The sequence below is a fragment of the Kitasatospora aureofaciens genome (genome assembly GCF_001188955.3).
In the GTDB taxonomy this organism is placed as follows: Bacteria; Actinomycetota; Actinomycetes; order Streptomycetales; family Streptomycetaceae; genus Kitasatospora; species Kitasatospora aureofaciens.
The window spans coordinates 104,421-123,225 of the sequence record NZ_JPRF03000012.1; the positions used below are offsets into that span (position 1 = coordinate 104,421).

18 protein-coding genes and 2 pseudogenes are annotated in these 18,805 nt (G+C 73.9%); 12 read left to right on the top strand and 8 right to left on the bottom strand.

Annotated features, from left to right (window positions below):
- Positions 1 to 184: 184 nt before the first annotated feature.
- Entirely contained in the window at positions 185 to 1,582 is a 1,398-nt protein-coding gene (locus tag HS99_RS05505) for an alpha/beta fold hydrolase (protein ID WP_094743075.1), read from the top strand.
- 92 nt (positions 1,583 to 1,674) lie between these two features.
- Here the strand turns inward: HS99_RS05505 and HS99_RS05510 are convergent, their stop codons facing one another.
- The 4 genes from HS99_RS05510 to HS99_RS44640 all read right to left on the bottom strand — a co-directional run bounded on the left by HS99_RS05510 (position 1,675) and on the right by HS99_RS44640 (position 4,455).
- Positions 1,675 to 2,256: a hypothetical protein gene (locus HS99_RS05510; RefSeq protein WP_050366892.1), complete on the bottom strand. Its 582-nt coding sequence runs from the start codon at positions 2,254 to 2,256 to the stop codon at positions 1,675 to 1,677.
- Entirely contained in the window at positions 2,253 to 3,395 is a 1,143-nt protein-coding gene (locus HS99_RS05515; protein WP_030287322.1) for a serine hydrolase domain-containing protein, read from the bottom strand. The genes HS99_RS05510 and HS99_RS05515 overlap by 4 nt, the downstream gene beginning before the upstream one ends.
- A gap of 229 nt (positions 3,396 to 3,624) precedes the next feature.
- Entirely contained in the window at positions 3,625 to 4,095 is a 471-nt protein-coding gene (locus tag HS99_RS05520; RefSeq protein WP_050366893.1) for a hypothetical protein, read from the bottom strand.
- A 213-nt stretch (positions 4,096 to 4,308) separates the two neighbouring features.
- Positions 4,309 to 4,455: a hypothetical protein gene (locus HS99_RS44640; protein WP_157846659.1), complete on the bottom strand. Its 147-nt coding sequence runs from the start codon at positions 4,453 to 4,455 to the stop codon at positions 4,309 to 4,311.
- 85 nt (positions 4,456 to 4,540) lie between these two features.
- On the opposite strand from HS99_RS44640, the gene HS99_RS05525 reads away from it, so the two are divergent.
- A complete protein-coding gene (locus HS99_RS05525; RefSeq protein WP_030557897.1) occupies positions 4,541 to 5,926 on the top strand; it encodes a pyridoxal-phosphate dependent enzyme in 1,386 nt (461 codons plus the stop codon).
- A gap of 38 nt (positions 5,927 to 5,964) precedes the next feature.
- Here HS99_RS05525 and HS99_RS05530 read toward each other — a convergent pair whose 3' ends face one another.
- A complete protein-coding gene (locus tag HS99_RS05530; protein ID WP_030557898.1) occupies positions 5,965 to 6,657 on the bottom strand; it encodes a TetR/AcrR family transcriptional regulator in 693 nt (230 codons plus the stop codon).
- Positions 6,658 to 6,836: 179 nt separating this feature from the next.
- Here HS99_RS05530 and HS99_RS05535 point away from each other — a divergent pair, with 179 nt between their 5' ends.
- The 6 genes and pseudogenes from HS99_RS05535 (at position 6,837) to HS99_RS05560 (ending at position 11,839) form a co-directional block, all read left to right on the top strand.
- Complete coding sequence (locus HS99_RS05535) at positions 6,837 to 7,808, top strand: daunorubicin resistance protein DrrA family ABC transporter ATP-binding protein (RefSeq protein WP_030557900.1); 972 nt, start codon at positions 6,837 to 6,839, stop codon at positions 7,806 to 7,808.
- Positions 7,808 to 8,629: an ABC transporter permease gene (locus tag HS99_RS05540; protein ID WP_030557901.1), complete on the top strand. Its 822-nt coding sequence runs from the start codon at positions 7,808 to 7,810 to the stop codon at positions 8,627 to 8,629. The genes HS99_RS05535 and HS99_RS05540 overlap by 1 nt, the downstream gene beginning before the upstream one ends.
- A gap of 60 nt (positions 8,630 to 8,689) precedes the next feature.
- Complete coding sequence (locus tag HS99_RS05545; protein WP_030287303.1) at positions 8,690 to 9,676, top strand: aldo/keto reductase; 987 nt, start codon at positions 8,690 to 8,692, stop codon at positions 9,674 to 9,676.
- 89 nt (positions 9,677 to 9,765) lie between these two features.
- Entirely contained in the window at positions 9,766 to 10,383 is a 618-nt protein-coding gene (locus HS99_RS05550; protein ID WP_030557903.1) for a TetR/AcrR family transcriptional regulator, read from the top strand.
- A gap of 95 nt (positions 10,384 to 10,478) precedes the next feature.
- Positions 10,479 to 11,012, top strand: a pseudogene (locus tag HS99_RS05555) (DUF4188 domain-containing protein); the annotation flags it as partial.
- Between the two features lie 131 nt (positions 11,013 to 11,143).
- Positions 11,144 to 11,839, top strand: a complete 696-nt coding sequence (locus tag HS99_RS05560) for a C39 family peptidase (RefSeq protein WP_305953098.1) — start codon at positions 11,144 to 11,146, stop codon at positions 11,837 to 11,839.
- A gap of 120 nt (positions 11,840 to 11,959) precedes the next feature.
- Here HS99_RS05560 and HS99_RS05565 read toward each other — a convergent pair whose 3' ends face one another.
- Together HS99_RS05565 and HS99_RS44645 are read right to left on the bottom strand one after the other, a co-directional pair.
- Positions 11,960 to 12,811 (bottom strand): SCO6745 family protein, encoded by an 852-nt coding sequence (locus tag HS99_RS05565; RefSeq protein ID WP_030557907.1) that lies wholly within the window; start codon positions 12,809 to 12,811, stop codon positions 11,960 to 11,962.
- Positions 12,812 to 12,995: 184 nt separating this feature from the next.
- Positions 12,996 to 13,940: an SCO6745 family protein gene (locus HS99_RS44645; protein WP_030557909.1), complete on the bottom strand. Its 945-nt coding sequence runs from the start codon at positions 13,938 to 13,940 to the stop codon at positions 12,996 to 12,998.
- Between the two features lie 238 nt (positions 13,941 to 14,178).
- Between HS99_RS44645 and rpe the strand changes: the two genes are divergently transcribed.
- The gene (gene rpe / locus HS99_RS05575; RefSeq protein ID WP_030557910.1) at positions 14,179 to 14,862 is read left to right on the top strand and encodes a ribulose-phosphate 3-epimerase; all 684 of its coding nucleotides are present in this window, start codon (positions 14,179 to 14,181) and stop codon (positions 14,860 to 14,862) included.
- Positions 14,863 to 14,992: 130 nt separating this feature from the next.
- Positions 14,993 to 15,572 (top strand): annotated as a pseudogene (locus tag HS99_RS40720) (pirin family protein); the annotation flags it as partial.
- Here HS99_RS40720 and HS99_RS05585 read toward each other — a convergent pair.
- Complete coding sequence (locus HS99_RS05585; protein ID WP_078958728.1) at positions 15,528 to 16,400, bottom strand: AAA family ATPase; 873 nt, start codon at positions 16,398 to 16,400, stop codon at positions 15,528 to 15,530. The pseudogene HS99_RS40720 and the gene HS99_RS05585 overlap by 45 nt on opposite strands.
- A 327-nt stretch (positions 16,401 to 16,727) precedes the next feature.
- On the opposite strand from HS99_RS05585, the gene HS99_RS44650 reads away from it, so the two are divergent.
- Positions 16,728 to 17,165: a DUF485 domain-containing protein gene (locus HS99_RS44650; protein WP_063737786.1), complete on the top strand. Its 438-nt coding sequence runs from the start codon at positions 16,728 to 16,730 to the stop codon at positions 17,163 to 17,165.
- Positions 17,162 to 18,796 carry a monocarboxylic acid transporter gene (locus HS99_RS05595; protein ID WP_030557916.1) on the top strand — a complete coding sequence of 545 codons (1,635 nt, stop codon included), beginning with the start codon at positions 17,162 to 17,164 and terminating at the stop codon, positions 18,794 to 18,796. The genes HS99_RS44650 and HS99_RS05595 overlap by 4 nt, the downstream gene beginning before the upstream one ends.
- The last annotated feature ends 9 nt before the right edge of the window (positions 18,797 to 18,805 follow it).

An 18,805-nucleotide genomic window follows, 5' to 3' on the forward strand; every position in this document is an offset into this window, starting at 1 on the left:
CTGTCGGACTGTTCGAAAGCTGCAGATCCAGGTGCCGGAACAGGCGGATTCGTCACCCTTTCGGACCGCGACTCTTCGACCCTGGTCGAATCCTGGCACGAATGCTCGCGTTCGAAGTCGCACCGGGCACAAGCTACTTCCGTGACCGCGTCAGTTCGGACGCGGCGCGAGCGGAAGGACGAACATGACGAGCACGCGCGGCCGCATCGCCGCCCTGCTGGGCGCCGTGGCGGTGGTCGCCGGCACCACGCTGGCCACCCCCGCCGCCGCGGCGCCGGACCGGTCGGTCGACGCGCACCGGCAGGGCGGCGGGATCACCGGCCAGGCCCCCTGCCAGGGAGCGCCCGAATTCACCTGCGGGACCGTCACCGTGCCGCTGGACCACAGCGGACGGACCCCGGGAAACCTCCAGCTCGACGTGGCGGTGACCGGCAACGCCGACGCCCCCAAGGGCGACCTGCTGTTCCTCACCGGCGGCCCCGGCCAGCCCGGCGTGCCGCTGATGCGCCGGATCGCGAGCAAGATCGCGCCGGTGCTGAAGGACTACCGACTGGTGATGTACGACCAGCGCGGCACCGGCGAGCGCGCCCTCCGGTGCCCCGGCCTCCAGGAGGACATGGGCTCCTCCGACCTCGCCGTGCCGCGCAAGCAGTCCATCGCCGACTGCGCCACCGCGCTCGGCCCGAACGCCCGCTTCTACAGCACCGCGGACACCGTCGGCGACATCGATCTGCTGCGCCAGGCCCTCGGCGATCACCGGCTGACCCTCGACGGCGTCTCGTACGGCACCTTCGTCGCCGAGCGCTACGCCCTCGCCCACCCCGCGCACGTGGCCCGGCTGGTGCTCGACTCCGTGGTGCCGCAGGGCGGTTACGACCCGATGGACCTGGTCGCGCTGCCCGCCACCGCCCGGGTGCTGCGCACCGCCTGCCGGGCCACCGGCTGCACCACCGACCCGGCCGAGGATCTGGCCGCCACCGTCCGCACGTACGGCAACGGGACGCAGATCCTGGACGCGCTCACCAGCTACGAGTTCGCCGACCCCAACTACGGCGGGGTGCCGGAAGCCCTGCACGAAGCCGCCGGCGGGCACCCGGAGAAGCTCCAGGCCTTCATCGACCAGGTGCACAAGGGCGATGCCGCGCCGGCCGAGGCGCTCAGCCAGGGTCTGCACGCCGCCACCCTGTGCGCCGACGGGCGCTACCCGTGGGGCTCCTCGGACACCCCGGTCGACGGCCGGGCGGACGCACTGGCGCGGACCCGGCAGGACCTGACCGCCGAGCAGACCTGGCCGTACGACGCGGCGACCGCGACCGGGCTGGGCAGCCTGCTGGTCTGCCAGGACTGGCCGCGCGAGCAGGTGCCGCCGCTGCCGCCGGCGCACCGCAAGCTGCCCAACGTGCCGGTGCTGCTGCTCGGCGGGGACCGGGACCTCTCCACGCCGTACGAGTGGCTGTACCAGCAGGCGGCGCTGACCCACGACCCCCAGATCGTGATCGTCCCGGGGGCGGCGCACTCGGTGCAGACCCGGGCCGCCGATCCGGCCGGGCGGCAGGCGGTCTACGACTTCCTGCTCAAGTAGCCGGTCTGCGGATCCGACCAGCCCGTTGCCGCGCAGGCGGCCGTTCGGCGGTGGTCCGTTCCGTACAGGGGTCGGAACGGGCCGCCGCCGGATCACAGTTCGGCCGCGCCCCAGCCGTCGTCGGGCAGGGTGCGGTCCGGCTCGGGGCAGTCGGGGTGGTCGTAGCCCCAGAGGCTCACCTTGTGCAGCAGCCAGTCCGCCAAGGGCGGTTGGTCCTGGTCGAGCCGGTCGACCAGGACGAAGCCGACCCGGACCTCCTCGGCCGGTGCGACCTCCAGGGTCCGCTGGTCGGGGATGTTCTGGTAGGTCACGGACTCCCAGGAGCACCCGGCGGCGGCCAGCGCTGCGGTCAGCGCGGACTCGGTGACGCGGGTGCCGTACGTCCGCAACCCGCCGCCGTCCACCGGGAGTTCCAGCTCGCCGTGCCAGGTCGGCAGGGAGAAGGAGCGCAACCGGCGGCAGCGGCAGAAGACCGTCCAGGCGTCGCCCCAGCCGAAGGCGTGCGGCCAGCGGGTCTGCCTGTGGACGCGGCCGGAGTCGTACGGGTCGCCGAAGCGGGTGGCGAGCAGCGGAAGCGACGCGTCGTACCGCAGGCCGCCGAGGTCGGCGGTGGCGGCGAGTCCGGTCAGCAGGGCCAGGAAGTCGGCCGCGTCGGAGGGCGCCTGCGAGGTCACCCCAGGCACGAGCGCACCGCCTCGATCAGCCGGTTGGCGCGGGCGTCGCCGTGGCCGATCATCCGGTTCGCCACGTACCCGAAGCCGACGCCGAACTCGTCGTCGCCGAAGGCGAACTGGCCGCCCGCGCCGTCGTTGCCGAAGCTGCGCGCGCCGAGCAGCGGACGGAACGCGGGGGAGTCCAGCAGCAGGCCGGAGCCCCAGCGGGCGCCCATGTCGAAGCCCAGGAAGCCCTGGCCGGAGGAGAGTTCGCGGACCGCGTCGGTCACGGTGTCGTGCGAGAGCAGCCGGGGGGCGCCGTCCAGGCCGGTGGCCGCGGCCGCGTAGAGGCCGGCCAGTCCGGTGGCGGAGGCGACGGCGCCCGCGCCGGGCAGCTCGATCGCGTGCAGGGCCGGGTCGTTCCAGCCGTGCGGCACGTCCAGGCCGGGGAAGACCAGGGCGCCGTTCATGGTGACGATCCGGGTGAGCAGGTGCTCCGGGCCGGGCATCGGGCGACGGCCCTCGGCCTCCACCAGCCGGGCCAGGTGCGGGAGTTCGCTCTCCGGCAGGCCGATCCACAGCGGCAGGCCGAGCGGCTCGGCGATCTCCTTGCGCAGGAAGGCACCCGGGGTCAGGCCGGTGATCCGGCGGATCACCTCGCCGACCGCGAAGCCGAGCACATGGCCGTGGTACTCGTAGGTCGTTCCGGGCTCCCAGAGCGGCTGCTGCTCCTCGATCGCGCGGACCACCGGCTGCCAGGCGGCGATCTGCTCGAAGGAGAGCGCCGCGTCCAGGGCCGGGATGCCGGCCCGGTGGCCGAGGATCATCCGGGTGGTGACGGACTGCTTGCCGTGGCGGGCGAACCCGGGCCAGTAGCGGGCGATCGGGGCGTCCAGGTCGAGCAGGCCGCGCTGGGCGAGCAGCAGGGCGCTGATGCCGACCGCGCCCTTGGCGCAGGAGAACACCGGGACCAGGGTGTCCTCGGTCCAGGCCCGGCCGGTGTTCTGGTCGGCGGTGCCGCCCCAGAGCTCGACCACCTTGCGGCCGTCGACGAACACGGTAACGGCGGCGCCGAGTTCGGGGAAGTCGGCGAAGTTGGCGGCGAAGGCGTCCGCGACGGCGCCGTAGCGTTCGTCGGCCCAGCCCTGGTACTGCTGCATGCGTGGTGCCCCGTTCTGTTCGCGCGGCGTCCGCGCACGGCGTCCGCCAAGATCGTCGACCGGACCACGGTACGGGGCCCGGGAGTCCGTGACGAGCGGTTTTGGCCGGCCCGCGACGGGTGGGACGGATGTGACGGAGCCGGCCCCGGGTTCAGCCGACGGCCGGGTCGCACACGAGGTCGGACCCGGGGGCCGGGCGGCGGCTCGTACGGCGGCGTCCCGCTGCACCTCACCCGCCGTGCCGACGCCGGTGCGGCCAGGCGCTGAGACCGAGCGCGGTGCCGATGCCGACGAAGGCCGCCGCGCCGGCCGGGCCCACCCAGCCGGTCAGCGGAGCGTCGGCGGCGCCGCTGCCGAGCGCCCCGACCAGGCCGGTGAGCAGGCCGTACGGGATCAGCAGGGTGCCCGCCCAGGCGGGGGCGAGCAGCAGGCGGCGGGCCGGCGGGCGGGTCGGCGGGCGGTGGGTGAGCACCAGGGCGAGGGCCACGCCCGTCAGTGCCAGCACGGAGGTGAAGTCGATGCCGTGCCGTTCCAGCCAGACCAGGGCGGCGGGGGCGCCGTTGCGCCGGAACTCGTCCGCCATGTCGAAGCCGTCGGCCATCCCGGCCCGGCCGCCCGCCGCCCAGTAGGCCTTCAGCGCGATGTAGGGCAGGGCGAGGCCGGAGGCCAGGGCGACCAGGTGTCGGTGGCGGCGGGTCATGGTGCGCACTCCTCTTCGTCGGTGGTCCCAGACTCGGGGAGCGGGCCTCGGCGGGCGTCCTGCGCGGGGAGGGGTGGGCTCCCCCGGGCGGGGGATCGGGAGGAGGAGGCGGGGTGGGGGCTGCGGGGCGCACGCAGATGGCTGCGCGCCCCTGCCGGCCCGGTAGCGCTGAAGCGGGTGCGGACCCGTCGGCCCGCGCCCGCCGCCGTCATGTCACGGACGGAGGAGCGCGATGGGGTTGACCGGCGTCAGGTTGGCGTACACGCCGTTCCGGGCCGGCATGTGGTCGTGGCAGTTGCCGGTGCCGTTGCAGCCGTCGCACGGCTCGGCCCCGGTGCCGCCGCTCCGGTTGTCGAGCACCCGGTGGCGAATGCCCGGGGTCTGACGGGCCGCCGGTCTGGGCAGGCTCGGTCGGACACGCAACGCAGGCAGTGAGGAGCTGTTGATGACCGCGGTGCACGAATCCGTCCTCGACGCGATCGGCGGGACGCCGCTGTTCCGCCTGGCCAGGCTGGGCGCCGGGATCGCCGCGCCGATCTACGCCAAGGCCGAGTTCCTCAACATCGGCGGCAGCGTCAAGGACCGCGCCGCGCTGTCCATGGTGCTGGCCGCCGAGCGGGAGGGCCTGCTGGCGCCGGGCGGGACGATCATCGAGGCGACCTCGGGCAACACGGGGATCGGGCTGGCCATCGTCGGGCGGCAGCGTGGGTACCGGGTGATCGCCGGGGTGTCGGACAAGGCCTCGGCCGAGAAGGCGGACATCCTGCGGGCGTACGGCGCCGAGGTGGTGCTCGCGACGACCTCGGTCCCGCAGGAGGACCCGCGGCACCTGTTCAACGTGGTCCGGCGGCTGACGGAGGAGATCCCCGGGGCCTGGCTCGCCAACCAGTACGACAACCTGGCCAATCCCGACGCCCATGTCCGGACCACCGGCCCGGAGGTCTGGGAGCAGACCGGCGGCAGGGTGACCCACTTCGTCGCGGGCGTCGGCACCGGAGGCACCGTCACCGGCACCGGCGGATACCTGAAGCAGGTGTCCGGCGGGGCGGTGACCGTGGTCGGCGCGGACCCGGAGTCCTCCTCCTACGGCGGCGGGGACGGCAGCCCGTGGTTCGTCGAGAGCATCGGGCACTTCCTCCACCCGGAGACCGTCGAGGACCGGTGGCCCCAGGCCTACCGCTCGGAGGTGATCGACTCCTTCGAACGCATCCCGGACCGCGAGTCACTGCTGACGGCCCGCCGGCTCGCCCGCGAGGAGGGCATCCTGGCCGGCCCGTCCTCCGGCACGGCGGTGGCGGCGGCGCTGCGGGTGGCGCGCCGGCTGGGGCCGGGCGACCTGGTCGTGGTGCTGCTGCCGGACTCCGGCCGCTCGTACCTGTCCAAAGTGCACAGCGACGTGTGGATGCGGGAGTGGGGCTTCCTGGAGGAGCCGGGGGAGACGGAACTGCGCGCCGCACTGGCGACAGCCGGCCCGCTGGTGACGGTCGACGCGGACGCGACCGTCGGCGAGGCACTGGAGGCGCTGCGGGGCGCGCCCGGCGCGGTCGCTCCGGTCGTACTGCCGCGGGCGGCGCGGCCGTACGGGGTGGCCGCCGCGGAGGTGCTCGGCTCGGTGTCCCGGAAGGTCCTGCAGGTGGCGATCGCGAACGGCGACGTCAAGCGCGACGATCCGGTGCGCCCGCTGCTCGGGCCGGCCCTGCCGACGTTCGGGGTCGGGCAGCCGGCCGCCGAGGCGCGGGCGGCGCTGATGGCGGGCGGGCAGGCGGGGGTGGTGGTGCTGGTGGACGGGAGGGCGGCCGGGGTGCTGACCCGGGCCGCGCTCCTCCGGTAGCCGATGGGGCCTGCCGGCAGAGATCCGCCGGACGAGCCCTATCCCGCCACGGACGCCAGGACGGCGAGGATGACCCGGTCCAGGGCGCGGTCGAAGGCCTGGTCCGGGTCGGCCGGGGGCCCCGAGGTGGCGAAGGCCTGGGCCAGGTGGGGATAGTCGCCGCTCATCGCCGCCTGGGTGAGGTAACCGACCATCTCCGCCTGCCACTTGGCGCCTGCGGCCGCCGTCTGCTCGTACTGGGCGAACTGGCAGATGAAGCCGTTGAACATCGCCATCGCCTCCATCCGCGCGCCGCCCGGCAGGCCGGTGGGGGCGGTGACGGCGAGGAAGTGGTCGGTGTAGCGCAGCGCGTTCGGGCCGATGCCCGGGCGGGCGACGACCAGGGCGGGCAGCCAGGGGTGGCGGCGGAAGATGGTGAGCTGCTCGTGCCCGAGCCGGGTCAGGTCGGCCCGGACGTCGCCGCTCGGCCCGGGCGCCAGCCGGTACTCGGCGCAGGCCGCGTCGAGCATCAGGTCGAGCAGGTGCTCCTTCTTCGGCACGTAGTTGTAGAGCGACATGGTGCCCGCGCCGAGCGCGGCCGCGACCCGCCGCATCGAGACGGCTTCCAGGCCCTCGGCGTCGGCGATGACGATGGCGGCCGCAGCGATCGAGTCGCGGCTGTGGGCCGGCCGGGGGCCGCGCCCGGTGCGTTCGGGTCGCAGCCAGATCAGTTCGGGGGCCTCGGGGGGCATCGGCCTGCCGGGCTGCTCCGTGCTCCGGGGGCCGGTGGGGCCCGCTGGACTGCTGGGGGTGTTGCTGGACGGCACTGGAAGATCACCTCGCTCACCCATCTTAGATACGTACGGCGTACGTAGTACGATTGCGGCCGCGCGCACTTCTACGTACGCTGTACCTAGAGAAAGGCAGAGCCATGTCCGACGCCACCCGGCCCGCCATCGAGATGGCGGGCGTGGAGAAACGATTCGGGGCCACCGAGGCCCTGCGCGGCCTCGACCTGACCGTCCCGGTCGGCACCGTCTGCGGCCTCCTCGGCCCCAACGGCGCCGGCAAGACCACCGCCGTACGTGTTCTCGCCACCCTGGTCGCCCCCGACCGGGGCACCGTCCGGGTCGCCGGGCACGACGCCGTCCGCAACGCCGAGGAGGTCCGGCGGGCGATCGGACTCGCCGGACAGCACGCCGCGCTGGACGAGGGCATCACCGGCCGCGACAACCTCCACCTGTTCGGCCGGCTGCACCGCCTCGGTGCCCGCCGGGCCCGGGCGCGCGCCGACGAACTGCTGACCCGCTTCGACCTCGCCGAGGCCGGCGACCGGCTGGTCCGCACCTACTCCGGCGGCATGCGCCGGCGTCTCGACCTGATCGCCAGCCTGGTCACCAGCCCGCCGGTGCTCTTCCTGGACGAGCCCACCACCGGGCTCGACCCGCGCAGCCGCCAGGAGATCTGGGCCACCGTCAAGGAGCTGGCCGACGGCGGTACCACCGTGCTGCTCACCACCCAGTACCTGGAGGAGGCCGACCGCCTCGCCGACGACATCGTGGTGGTCGACCACGGCGCCGCGATCGCCACCGGACCGCCCTCCCGGCTCAAGGCCGCGATCGGCAGCCAGGTCTCCGTCACCCTGGCCGACCCGGGGCAACTCGGCTCCGCGGCAGTGGTGTTGTCGAGCCTGTCCGGGGGCGACGCCCAGGTGGACGTGGCCGAGCGGGTGGTCACGGTGCTGACCCGGCCCGGACGCGACGTCCTGTTGCCCTCGCTGGTGAGGGAGTTGGACGCGGTCGGCGTCGTCGCCGAGGACGTCGCGGTCCGCACGCCCTCGCTCGACGACGTGTTCCTCACGCTCACCGGCGAGGCCGCCGCCACCCTGGGGAGGGCCGCCTGATGTCCGCCGTCGCCCACACCGCTCCACGTCCGTCCGCCGGGGCCCGGCTGGTCTCCGACACCGGGACCTCGATGCTCCGCATCCTGCTCAACTACCGTCACTCACCGGGGCTGTTGGCCGCCTCGCTGGGCGTGCCGGTGGTCATGGTGGTGGTCTTCGGGTACGTCTTCGGCAGCGCCATCCAGGTGCCCGGCGGCGGGGACTACCGGGAGTTCCTGATGCCGGGGCTGTTCGCCATGGTCGCCACCAACGGCATCATGCCCACCATGGTCGGCGCCGCCCGCGACATCGGCCGCGGTGTCACCGACCGGCTGCGCTCGATGCCCGTCTCCCGCACCGGACTGCTGCTCGGACAGACCCTCGCCGACCTGCTGGTCAGCCTCGTCGTGCTGGCGCTGCTGGCACTGGTCGGGCTGGCCGCCGGCTGGCGCGCCCGGCACGGCGCGGCCGGCGCGCTGGAGGCGTTCGCGCTGCTGCTGCTCTTCCGGTTCGTGATGACCTGGGTCGGCACCCTGCTCGGCCTGCTCGTCGGCAAGGAGGAGGCCGCCGGCCAACTCTCCGTCGTGGTCTTCCCGTTGGCGATGGTGACCAACGCGTACGTGCCCACCGGCGGGATGCCCGGCTGGCTGCGGGTGGTCGCCGACTGGAACCCGATCAGCTCCGTGGTCGAGGCCGCCCGTGAGCTCTTCGGCAACCCGGCGGCGCCCGGCACCGCCTGGCCGATGCAGCACGCCGTCACGGCCACGCTGCTCTGGAGCGCCGTACTGCTCCTGTTCTGCGGGCCGCTGGCCGTGCGGAAGTTCGCCACCCACGGGCGGTGAACCGCCTGGTCCGGTGAATGTGCTGGACACCGTGGCCGGTGTGGCTTTAGGTGGGGCGCCATGGAGTACACCCACCTCGGCCGCACCGGCCTGACCGTCTCCCGACTCTGCCTCGGCACCATGAACTTCGGCCCCCACACCGAGGAGGCCGAGGCCCACCGCCTCATGGACACCGCCCACGAGCGCGGCATCAACTTCTTCGACACCGCCAACTCCTACGGCCGCGACCCGGAGGGCAACCTCAAGGGCCGCACCGAGGAGATCATCGGCCGCTGGTTCGCCCGGGGCGGCGGCCGCCGCGAGCGCACCGTGCTCGCCACCAAGGCCTACGCCCCCATGGGCGACTGGCCCAACGAGGGCCGGCTGTCCGCGCTGGCCATCCGCAAGGCCGTCGAGGCCAGCCTGCGGCGGCTGCAGACCGACCACATCGACCTCTACCAGATGCACCACATCGACCGGGACACGCCCTGGGAGGAGATCTGGCAGGCGATGGAGGTCCTGGTCGCCCAGGGCAAGATCATCTACGTCGGCTCCAGCAACTTCGCGGGGTGGCACATCGCCCAGGCCCAGGAGTCCGCCCGCTCCCGGCACTTCCTCGGCCTGGTCAGCGAGCAGTCGCTCTACAACCTGCTCGACCGCACCGTCGAACTGGAGGTCGTTCCCGCCCTCCAGCACTACGGCCTCGGCCTGCTGCCGTGGTCCCCGCTGCGCAGCGGCCTGCTCGGCGGCGTCCTGCGCAAGGAGCGGGAGGGCACCCGGGTGCGCGGCGCCCTGGGCTACGCGGACGCGGTGCTGGAGAAGCACCGCGAGCGACTCCAGGCCTACGAGGACTTCGCCGCCGAACTCGGCACCGACCCGGCCGACCTTGCCCTCGCCTGGCTGCTCTCCCGCCCGGCCGTCACCGCCCCGATCATCGGCCCCCGCACCCCCGCCCACCTCGACGGCGCCCTCGCGGCGCTCGACGTCACGCTCGACCAGAAGGCGCTGGACCGCCTCGACGAGCTCTTCCCCGGCCACCGGCCCGCCCCGGAGGACTACGCCTGGTAGGACCGGCCCGCCCACTCCTCGCCCCGGCCACCCGGCCGAGGCGAGGAGCCTTCCCCGGCGGCCCGGGCCGCTGTGGTAGCAAGGCAGGCATGACGGAGCGGATCGGAGAGCGCGGGGCCTACCACCACGGGGCGCTGCCGGAGGCGCTGGTGGCGGCGGCGTTCGAGGTGCTGGACGAGCAGGGCCAGGAGAAGGTGAGCGTGCGGGAGGTGGCGCGCCGGGCGGGGGTGTCGGCGGGGGCGCCGTTCCGCCACTTCGCCGACCGGCGGGCGCTGTTGACGGCGGTGGCGGACCGGGTGCTGACGGACTTCTACCACTGGCAGGAGGCGGAGGTGGCTGCCGCCGAGGCGGTCGGCGGGTCGGCGATGCGGGCGCTGGGGCTGGGGTTCGTCCGGTACGCGCTGCGCCACCCGCGGCGGTTCGAGCTGGTGCGCTCGCGGGTGTTCACGGCCGCCCGGGATCCGGAGCTGCGGGAGCAACTGGACCACATCGACCGGGCGTTCACCGAACTGATCCTGGCGGACCAGCGGGCCGGGCGCCTGGGACCCGGCGATCCGGGACAGGTGCTGCTGGCCGGGCAGGCGCTGGTCTACGGGCTGGCGCAGATGATCGTGGACGGCTTCCTGCCCGCGGACCGGGCGGAGCAGCTGGCCGTCCAGGTACTGGACACCTTCCGCCGCGGAATCGCCAACGGGCCCGGGCAGTAGGCGGATTGTGGCCGCCGCGAGCCTTGACCGCCCTCAGGGGCCTTGATGTAATCACCGATTACATGGGGTGCGGGTCGGTTCCGGGGAGGCCGGGAATGTCCAAGGGGAGCACGTTCGTCCGATCGGTGTTCGCCAGGCCGCGGCCGGGGTACACCACCGCCGCCGCGACCGGCGACACCGTGGTGCTGCTGATCGGCATGCGGATCAACCGCTTCTGGGCCGTCCACCACTGGGGCCCGGTGATGTACGCGATGTTCCGGATGCTGCACGAGCTGCGCCGCAGCCCCGAACGCGGCCTGCGCGGGCGCATCCTGCTCACCGCCTCGCCGCGCACCTACTACGTCGTCCAGTACTGGGAGTCGAAGGAGGCGCTGTACCGCTACTCCACCGCACCGGACGGCTTCCACCACACCGTGTGGGGCATCGCCAACCGGAAGGTGCGGGAGGGCCGGACCCGGGGGCACGTCGGACTCTGGCACGAGACGTACGTCGTCCCCGAGGGCGGCTACGAGTCGATCTACTTCGACATGCCGGCCTTCGGCCTGGCCGGCGCCACCGGTCAGGTGCCGGTGGAGGAGCGCGGCCGGCACGCCGCCCAGCGGCTGGCCTTCCGCTCGGGGGCGGGGTCGGGGGAGAGCGCGAGGGAGAGCGTGGGGGAATCCGTGGGGGCGAGCACGGGGGAGAGCGCGGGGGAGAGCGCGGGCACGACGGAGGGCACGGCGGACGGCGTCGACGCCCGGGCGGACACTCCAGGAGTGTCGTGAGTCGTCGGACCGCCCGGGTGTGGGAGCGTCGGGGGATGGTCGATCAGGGCGGCGCCGCGCGGCCGGCGCGGGTGGTGCACGAGGTGCCGTACCGGGCGCAGTGGGAGTCCCCGGAGCTGGTGCGGGACATCGTGGACGGGCGACTGGACGCGGCGCGGGACCCGCGCTGGGGCCAGTCCGGGGCGGCCACCCCGGAGGAGTACTCCTGGTGGTCCTGGCGGCTGTGCGGGGTGGCCTGCCTGCGGATGGCGCTGGAGCACTGGTGGGGCGTGACCCCGACGGCGATGGCGCTGGCGGGCGAGTGCGTGGCGGCCGGCGCGTACGTCCGGGACGGCGAGAGCCTGCGCGGGCTGGTCCACACGCCGTTCGCGGAGTACGTCCGGCGGCGCTGGGGACTGACCGCCCGCGCCGCGGAGCTGACGCCCGCAGAGGTGGCGGCCGAGGTGGCGGACGGGCGGCTGGTGATGGTGTCGGTGCACCCGTCGATCCGGGAGCCGAACGGGCCGGAGCCGGTCCGGCGCGGGGGGCACCTGGTGCTGGCGGTGGGCGCCACGGAGACGGCGCTGCTGATCCACAACCCCTCCGGCTTCCCGGGGGAGTCACAGGCCTTCGCGCGCGTCCCGCGGCGTTCGTTCGGGCCGTTCTACGCCGGGCGGGGGATCGTACTCGGCCCGCCCGGCGGCGAGCAGTAGCGGGGCCGGCCCGCCTGGCCGCCCGCCCGCCTGGCCGCCCGCCCGCCTGGAACGGCCCCGAACGGTGGCTCGGCTGCCCGGCCGGACCGGCCCGCACGGCTGCCCCGCCCGGAACGACACTCAGGAGTTGTCCGGCAGCCCCACCGGGTAGAACGGCAGACTGCTGCGGCAGAGCGCCGAGATCGGCTTCAACGCTGCGGCCAGCCGGTCGAGTTCGGCCCGCGGGTAGTCCTCCCAGACCCGGGCGGCCGCCAGGTCGGTGGCCGCCTCCAGGCCCTGGTGGCGGATCCGGCCGAGTTCGGTCACCGTGCCGGCCGCGGTCAGCCAGCCGCGCTCGACCAGCCGCTCCGCGGCCGCGTCCCACTGCTCGTCCGTCCAGCCGCGCACCGGCTGGAGCTGCTCGCGCCGCATGTCCATCGCGCAGCGGATCACCAGGGCCTCGCAGCCGTCCAGCCCGGAGGCCACCAGCGTGGCCACATGCCCGTCCCCGCGGTGCTCGCGCATCACGGTGGCGGCCCGCCAGAGCCGCTCGTACAGTCCGGTCGGCGTCGGGAGCGCGGCGTTGGCGGCGGCCAGCACCCGGCCGGCGCAGTCCAGCCGGGCGGCGGCCTGCTCCAGCGTCTCGACGGCCTGCTCGACCTGCTCCCGGTCCACGTGTTCCAGCAGCCGGGCCAGCGCCGCGCCCGCCCCCTTGCCGCGGGCGGCCAGTGCCTCCTCCGGACTGGCCAGCGACCACAGTGCGGGCAGGGCCCGTTCGACCATCGCCGGGGCGAAGTTGAAGAACGCGGCGATCACCGGCGGGGCGTCCACCGCGCCCAGCGGGGCGGAGCGGCCACCGAAGTAACCGCGCCAGAAACCGCGCAGCCCGGCCTCCTCGAAGGCGTCGCGACACTCGGGCTGGAAGTAGGTGACCGCGTGCACGGGCTCGAAGAGCCACCAGAGCGCGCGGGCGGGATGGACGAGATCGGCCATCGGGAGACCTTCCTCGGACGGGGCTCCGGGCGGGCGCGGGGAGCTCGACTGGTCGGCACGGCTCACGACGGTCGCGGGGGCGGCGGGGTACCGGGGCCGCCCGGGCGGGCGCGCGGGCCGTTCAAGTGCTGATGACCACGGGGGCGGCCCCGGTAATCCTCGGCGGCGTGTGACGGAGGCCACATCAGCGCTGGTTTCGCGGATCTGCCGGTGCCATCGCCGGCGGGCTGACCGGCGGCACCGCCACCGGCTCCACCGGTGGAACCGACAGAGGGCTGACCAGCGGCATCGCCAGCGGGTTGACCGGCATCCGCTCGCGGCAGATCGCCGCGATCGGCCTCAAGGCGGCCGTCAGGCGGTCGAGTTCGCCGTCCGGCAGGCCCTCCCAGGCCCGGCCCGCGGCCAGGTCGGTGGCGGCCTCGACGGACCGGTGCCGGCTCCGGCCGAGCTCGGTGACCGCTCCCCGCGCCGTGAGCCAGCCCCGCTCGACCAGCCGCGCCGCGGCGGCCTCCCACTCCTCGTCCGTCCAGCCGCGCATCGGCTGGAGCACCTCCCGGTCGGCGTCCAGCGCGCAGTGGAGCACCGGCGCCTCGCAGCCGTCGAGCCCGGCCGCGACCAGTGCGGCCACGTGGCCGTCCCCGCGGTGCTCGCGCAGCACGGCCGCGGCCTGCCAGAGCCGCCCGTGCACGTCCGCGGGTCGGGGGAGCGCGGCGTTGGCGGCGGCCAGCACCCGGCCGGCACAGTCCAGCCGGTCCACCGCCCCCTCCAGCGCGTCCGCCGCCGCCTCGATCCGCCCGGGCTCCACCGCTGCCAGCAGTCGGGCCAGCGCCGCCGACGAGCCCTCCGTCCGGGCGGTCAGCACCCGCTCGGGGCTCGCATGCGTCCACACCTGAGGCAGGGCGCGCTCGACCGTCGCCGGGGCGAAGCTGAAGAACGCGGCGATCACCGGCGGGGCGTCCACCGCGCCCAGCGGGGCCGAGCGGCCGGCGAAGTAGCCGCGCCAGCCGCCGTCCAGCCCGGCCGCCTCGAAGGCCGCCCGGCTCTCGGGCTGGAGGAAGGTGACGGCGTACACCGGCTCGAAGAGCCGCCACAGCGCGCGGGCGGGGTGAACGGGAGCGGGATCGGACATCGGGAAGACCCTCCTCGGGGCAGCCGGCCGGGCTGGACGGGGCGGCCCGACGGGCAGTGCGGGCCGCTCGTCTGCTGATGGCCACGACGGCGGCCCCGGCAACCCCGGGCGGGGTGTGATCACGGTCACGCGGGGCTCCCGGGGTGCGACCGCCGGTGGCGCGGCGCGAGATGATGGGACGAGGTGCCCGCCTCCGGGTGCCCAGCCCTCGCAAGCCCCCCTACGAAGGTAGTCGGTCATGGCCCAGATCAACCCCAGCATCCTGTCCGCGGACTTCGCCCGGCTCGCCGACGAGGCCGAGGCCGTCCGGGGTTCCGACTGGCTGCACGTGGACGTCATGGACAACCACTTCGTGCCGAACCTGACCCTGGGCATCCCGGTGGTCGAGTCGCTCGCCCGGGCCACCGACATCCCGCTCGACTGCCACCTGATGATCGAGGACCCGGACCGCTGGGCCCCGCAGTACGTCGAGGCCGGGGCCGGCTCGATCACCTTCCACGTCGAGGCCGCCGCCGCGCCCGTGCGGCTGGCCCGCGAGATCCGTGCCAAGGGCGCCCGCGCCTCGATGGCGCTCAAGCCGGGCACCCCGATCGAGCCGTACGAGGACCTGCTGCCCGAGCTCGACATGCTGCTGATCATGACGGTCGAGCCCGGCTTCGGCGGCCAGGCCTTCCTGGACATCATGCTGCCGAAGATCCGCCGCACCCGGGAGCTGATCGCCAAGCACGACCTGGAGCTCTGGCTGCAGGTCGACGGCGGCGTCTCCGCGGCCACCATCGAGCGCTGCGCCGAGGCCGGCGCGGACGTGTTCGTGGCCGGTTCGGCCGTGTACGGCGCCGAGGACCGGGCCCAGGCCGTCCGCAACCTGCGCGAGCTCGCCGACAAGGCCTCGGCGGACGCCTGGTGGGCCTGCGAGCACTGAGGCGCCCGCTCGCGCGGTCCGTTCGGATGGCCGGGCACGGGCGGGGGAACGTCGCACCGTGGCGGATGATCGGTGACGACGTCGTCCTCCGGGCCTCCGCCCGGCCCTCTCCCTCCGTGGTGGAAGCGCGATGAGCAACCTCGACCTCAGGCCCGCCCCGACCAGCTGCGGCCGCGAGGCCAGCGGCGGCCCGGTGAAGGAGTTGCTGACGGTCCGTCAAGTCACGCTCGGCGAAAGCACGGTGGTGCGCCGACTGCTCCCCAACCTGGGCCGCCGGATGGTCGGGGCCTTTGCTTCGTGGACCACTACGGCCCGGACGACATCGCCGACGAGCCCGGCATACAGGTCCCGCCGCACCCCCACATGGGCCTTCAGACGGTCAGCTGGCTCCACCAGGGCGAGGTGCTGCACCGCGACAGCCTCGGCAGCCTGCAGACCGTGCGCCCGTACGAACTGGGCCTGATGACCTCCGGCCGGGCGATCTCCCACTCCGAGGAGTCCCCCGCCCGCACGCCCGCTACCTGCATGGCGCCCAGCTCTGGGTCGCCCTCCCGGGCGCCCACCGGCACACCGAGCCCGCCTTCGAGCACCACCCCGACCTGCCCGTGGTCACCGCCGGGGGCCTGCGCGCCACCGTCATCCTCGGCACCCTGGACACCGCCACCTCACCCGGCACCAACCACACCCCGCTGGTCGGCGCCGACCTCGCCCAGCACCTCCTCCGCCAGGGAACCGACGGCTTCGTCGGAGAGGCCTCCCAGCGTCAGGCGGTGCTGGAACAGCGGAACGGCGGCGGCGATGCCCGCCGAGTTCGAGCGCGCGTCCTCGGGGCCGAGAGTGGCGATGTCGGCCAGAGGCAGGTCGTCAGCCCGGTGCAGCAGGTGGCGCAGCCAGCGCAGGGAGGTGGTGTCCGACCACTGGAGGTCGTCGACGGCCACCAACAGGCTTCCCTGCGCCGTGAGTTGTGTGGCCAGCTGATACAGGTCGCGGAGCGCGGCCGCATCCTGTCCGGCCATCGGGTCCGACGGGCCGCTCGGCTGGGGCGCCCAGGGAGCGGGACGCCGGGCGCTGCCCGGGGTCCGCCCGCCGTACGGCGAGTCCGCACCATCCGCAAGCAGGCGTTCGAAGAGCTGCCGGACCACCGCGTGGCGGAGGCCGCATTCGAGTGGGTCCGCCGACGCGGACACGACGCGGGTGGCCGCGTTCTCGCGGGCCCCGGCCCGGGCGGCCCGCAGCACCGAGGTCTTCCCGCTGCCCCAGCCGCCCTGGACGAGCCCGGAGACGCAGCCGCCTCCTGGAGTGGCCAGCACCCGTTCGAGGGCTTTCGACTCGCGGTGGCGTCCGCTCAGGACGGGACCGGTTCCCGCGCCGTGGGAAGCGGTCACGGCTGGGTTGGCTGGCATGTCACACCACTGCTGTCGACGGGCGACCTCACCCCCCGGGGGGGGCGGGACCGCGGTGGGGAGCCGGCGGCAGGTGCGGCCGGGGGCGGCAACCGGCGGAGTCCGCGGTAGGGCGCGGGCCGCCTCGGTCCGCATTCTTCGCTACCTGCGTAACTTGCGCGCAAGTATCCGGTAATGGGCTTCTGCGCCACCTTTCGCCTTCGGTGGCGCACGGCTGACTCTTCGGTCCCCACCGTCATGTCCGCTGGCCGGAACGCGCGTAGATTCGGCGCGACAGGGCCGTGCGGTGGACGTGGTGAGACGTCAAGGTCCCGCGCTCCGAGTTGGCCCGCGTCCGCCTTCCGCCTCCCCGCCCACCGGCCGGGGAGGCCGCTCCGCCACCACCTCGCTCCGGTGCCCCGCCCGCCTCCAGGTCAGATCGACCGTGGGCGGGCGGCGCCGGTCCCCTCCACGGAAAGACTCATGAACAGTCCCACTTCTCCCAACGGCAGCTCCCCGGCCGACCAGTCCGGCAGAGCCGGAACAGACGCGGTCCGCCGGGACACGGCCTCCGCGGTCTTCGAGGAGGCGCAGAGCAGCCCGTCCTTCGGCCGGCTCCGGCGTTCTCAGCGCACGTTCGCCACCCTGGCGACGATCGCCGTCCTCAGCCTGTACCTTCTGTACGTCTTGCTGTCCAGCTACGCGCGGGACCTCATGGACGCCAGGGTCGTCGGCCGGCTGAACGTCGCGTTCTTCCTCGGTCTGGCACAGTTCGGCGCCACCTTCCTGACCGCGTGGCTGTACACGCGCCACGCCGACAGGCGGCGCGACCCCGTCGCGGAACAGGTCCGGCAGGACATCGAGCGGGTGCTGGTGGCCGGCTCGTACGGGTCCGGCCAGACCACGGGGGTGTCCGCGTGACCGCTCGTACCGGACAGGTGGCGCTGGCGGCGGGTGCCGGAAGCCACGGGGACCGTTCGCTGACAGTCGGCCTCTTCCTCGTGGTGGTGGCGGCCACGCTGGGCGTCACGCTCTGGGCCAGCAGGCAGGGCAAGGGAACCACCGACTTCTACACCGGCGGGCGGTCGTTCTCGGGATTCCAGAACGGTCTCGCCATCTCCGGCGACTACATGTCGGCCGCCTCGTTCCTGGGAGTCACCGGCACCATCGCCCTCTTCGGGTACGACGGTTTCCTGTACTCCGTGGGATTCCTGGTCGCATGGGTCCTGGCACTCGTGCTGGTGGCCGAACCGCTGCGCAACACGGGGCGCTTCACCATGGCCGACGTGCTGGCGTTCCGCCTGCGCCAGGGGCCGGTGCGCATCGCCGCGGGCATCTCGACCATCGTCGTCTCCGTCGTCTACCTCCTGGCCCAGATGGTCGGCGCGGGCTCGCTGGTGGCCCTGTTGCTCGGCGTCTCCGGCGACACCGCCAAGAAGTGGATCGTCTTCGGCGTGGGCGTGCTGATGATCCTCTACGTCGTCATCGGCGGCATGAAGGGCACGACCTGGGTGCAGATCATCAAGGCCGGTCTTCTGATGGCCGGAACGCTTGTGCTGACCGTCCTGGTGATGAGCAGGTTCGGTTGGAACCTCTCGGCCCTGCTGGGCGCGGCCGCCCAGGCCAGCGGCAAGGGGCAGGCGTTCCTCGAACCCGGCCTGAAGTACGGAGCCAGCTCCACCACCCGGCTGGACTTCATCAGCCTCGGCGTCGCGCTGGTGCTCGGGACCGCCGGCCTGCCGCACATCCTGGTCCGCTTCTACACGGTGCGGACCGCCAAGGCCGCGCGGACCTCGGTCAACTGGGCGATCGGCATCATCGGTGTCTTCTACCTGATGACGCTCGCGCTGGGCTTCGGCGCCGCGGCGCTGGTGGGCCACACGGCGATCAAGGCGGCCAACCCGGCGGGCACCACTGCCGTTCCCATGCTGGCCGAGATGCTCGGCGGCGGCCCCGGTTCGACCATGGGCGCCACGTTGCTGGCGCTGATCTCGGCGGTGGCCTTCGCCACGATCCTCGCGGTGGTGGCCGGGCTCACCCTCACGTCGTCGGCCTCGTTCGCTCATGACCTCTTCGCCCAGGCCATGCGCAAGGGCAGGGTGAGCGAGGTGCAGGAGGTCAGGGTGGCACGGCTCGCCGCCATCGGGATCGGCGCACTGGCCGTCGTACTGAGCATGTTCGCGGACAAGCTCAATACCGCGGCGCTGGTGGCGCTGGCCTTCGCCATCGCGGCCTCGGCCAACCTGCCGACGATCCTGTACAGCCTCTTCTGGAAGCGGTTCAACACCACCGGCGCCCTGTGCAGCATGTACGGCGGCCTGCTCTCCTCCGTACTGCTGGTGGTCTTCTCCCCGGTCGTCTCGGGCACTCCGGCATCCCTGCTGCCCCATAGCGACTTCCACTGGTTCCCGCTGGAGAACCCCGGCCTCGTCTCCATCCCGATCGGCTTCCTGCTCGGCTGGCTGGGAAGCCGCGTGTCACGCGAGACGGTGGATCCGGCCAAGTACGCGGAGCTGGAGGTCCGTTCACTCACCGGCGCCGGAGCCCACTGACACCCCCTG

Bases quoted from the DNA above. Each gene is read 5' to 3' on its own strand.
- HS99_RS05535 (WP_030557900.1), top strand. From the start codon at position 6,837: ATGTCCGACGCCACCCGGCCCGCCATCGAGATGGCGGGCGTGGAGAAA.
- HS99_RS05550 (WP_030557903.1), top strand. From the start codon at position 9,766: ATGACGGAGCGGATCGGAGAGCGCGGGGCCTACCACCACGGGGCGCTG.
- HS99_RS05540 (WP_030557901.1), top strand. From the start codon at position 7,808: ATGTCCGCCGTCGCCCACACCGCTCCACGTCCGTCCGCCGGGGCCCGG.
- HS99_RS05525 (WP_030557897.1), top strand. From the start codon at position 4,541: ATGACCGCGGTGCACGAATCCGTCCTCGACGCGATCGGCGGGACGCCG.
- HS99_RS05515 (WP_030287322.1), bottom strand. From the start codon at position 3,395: ATGCAGCAGTACCAGGGCTGGGCCGACGAACGCTACGGCGCCGTCGCG.
- HS99_RS44650 (WP_063737786.1), top strand. From the start codon at position 16,728: ATGAACAGTCCCACTTCTCCCAACGGCAGCTCCCCGGCCGACCAGTCC.
- HS99_RS44645 (WP_030557909.1), bottom strand. From the start codon at position 13,940: ATGTCCGATCCCGCTCCCGTTCACCCCGCCCGCGCGCTGTGGCGGCTC.
- HS99_RS05585 (WP_078958728.1), bottom strand. From the start codon at position 16,400: ATGCGGACCGAGGCGGCCCGCGCCCTACCGCGGACTCCGCCGGTTGCC.
- rpe (WP_030557910.1), top strand. From the start codon at position 14,179: ATGGCCCAGATCAACCCCAGCATCCTGTCCGCGGACTTCGCCCGGCTC.
- HS99_RS05520 (WP_050366893.1), bottom strand. From the start codon at position 4,095: ATGACCCGCCGCCACCGACACCTGGTCGCCCTGGCCTCCGGCCTCGCC.
- HS99_RS05565 (WP_030557907.1), bottom strand. From the start codon at position 12,811: ATGGCCGATCTCGTCCATCCCGCCCGCGCGCTCTGGTGGCTCTTCGAG.
- HS99_RS05545 (WP_030287303.1), top strand. From the start codon at position 8,690: ATGGAGTACACCCACCTCGGCCGCACCGGCCTGACCGTCTCCCGACTC.
- HS99_RS05505 (WP_094743075.1), top strand. From the start codon at position 185: ATGACGAGCACGCGCGGCCGCATCGCCGCCCTGCTGGGCGCCGTGGCG.
- HS99_RS05530 (WP_030557898.1), bottom strand. From the start codon at position 6,657: ATGCCCCCCGAGGCCCCCGAACTGATCTGGCTGCGACCCGAACGCACC.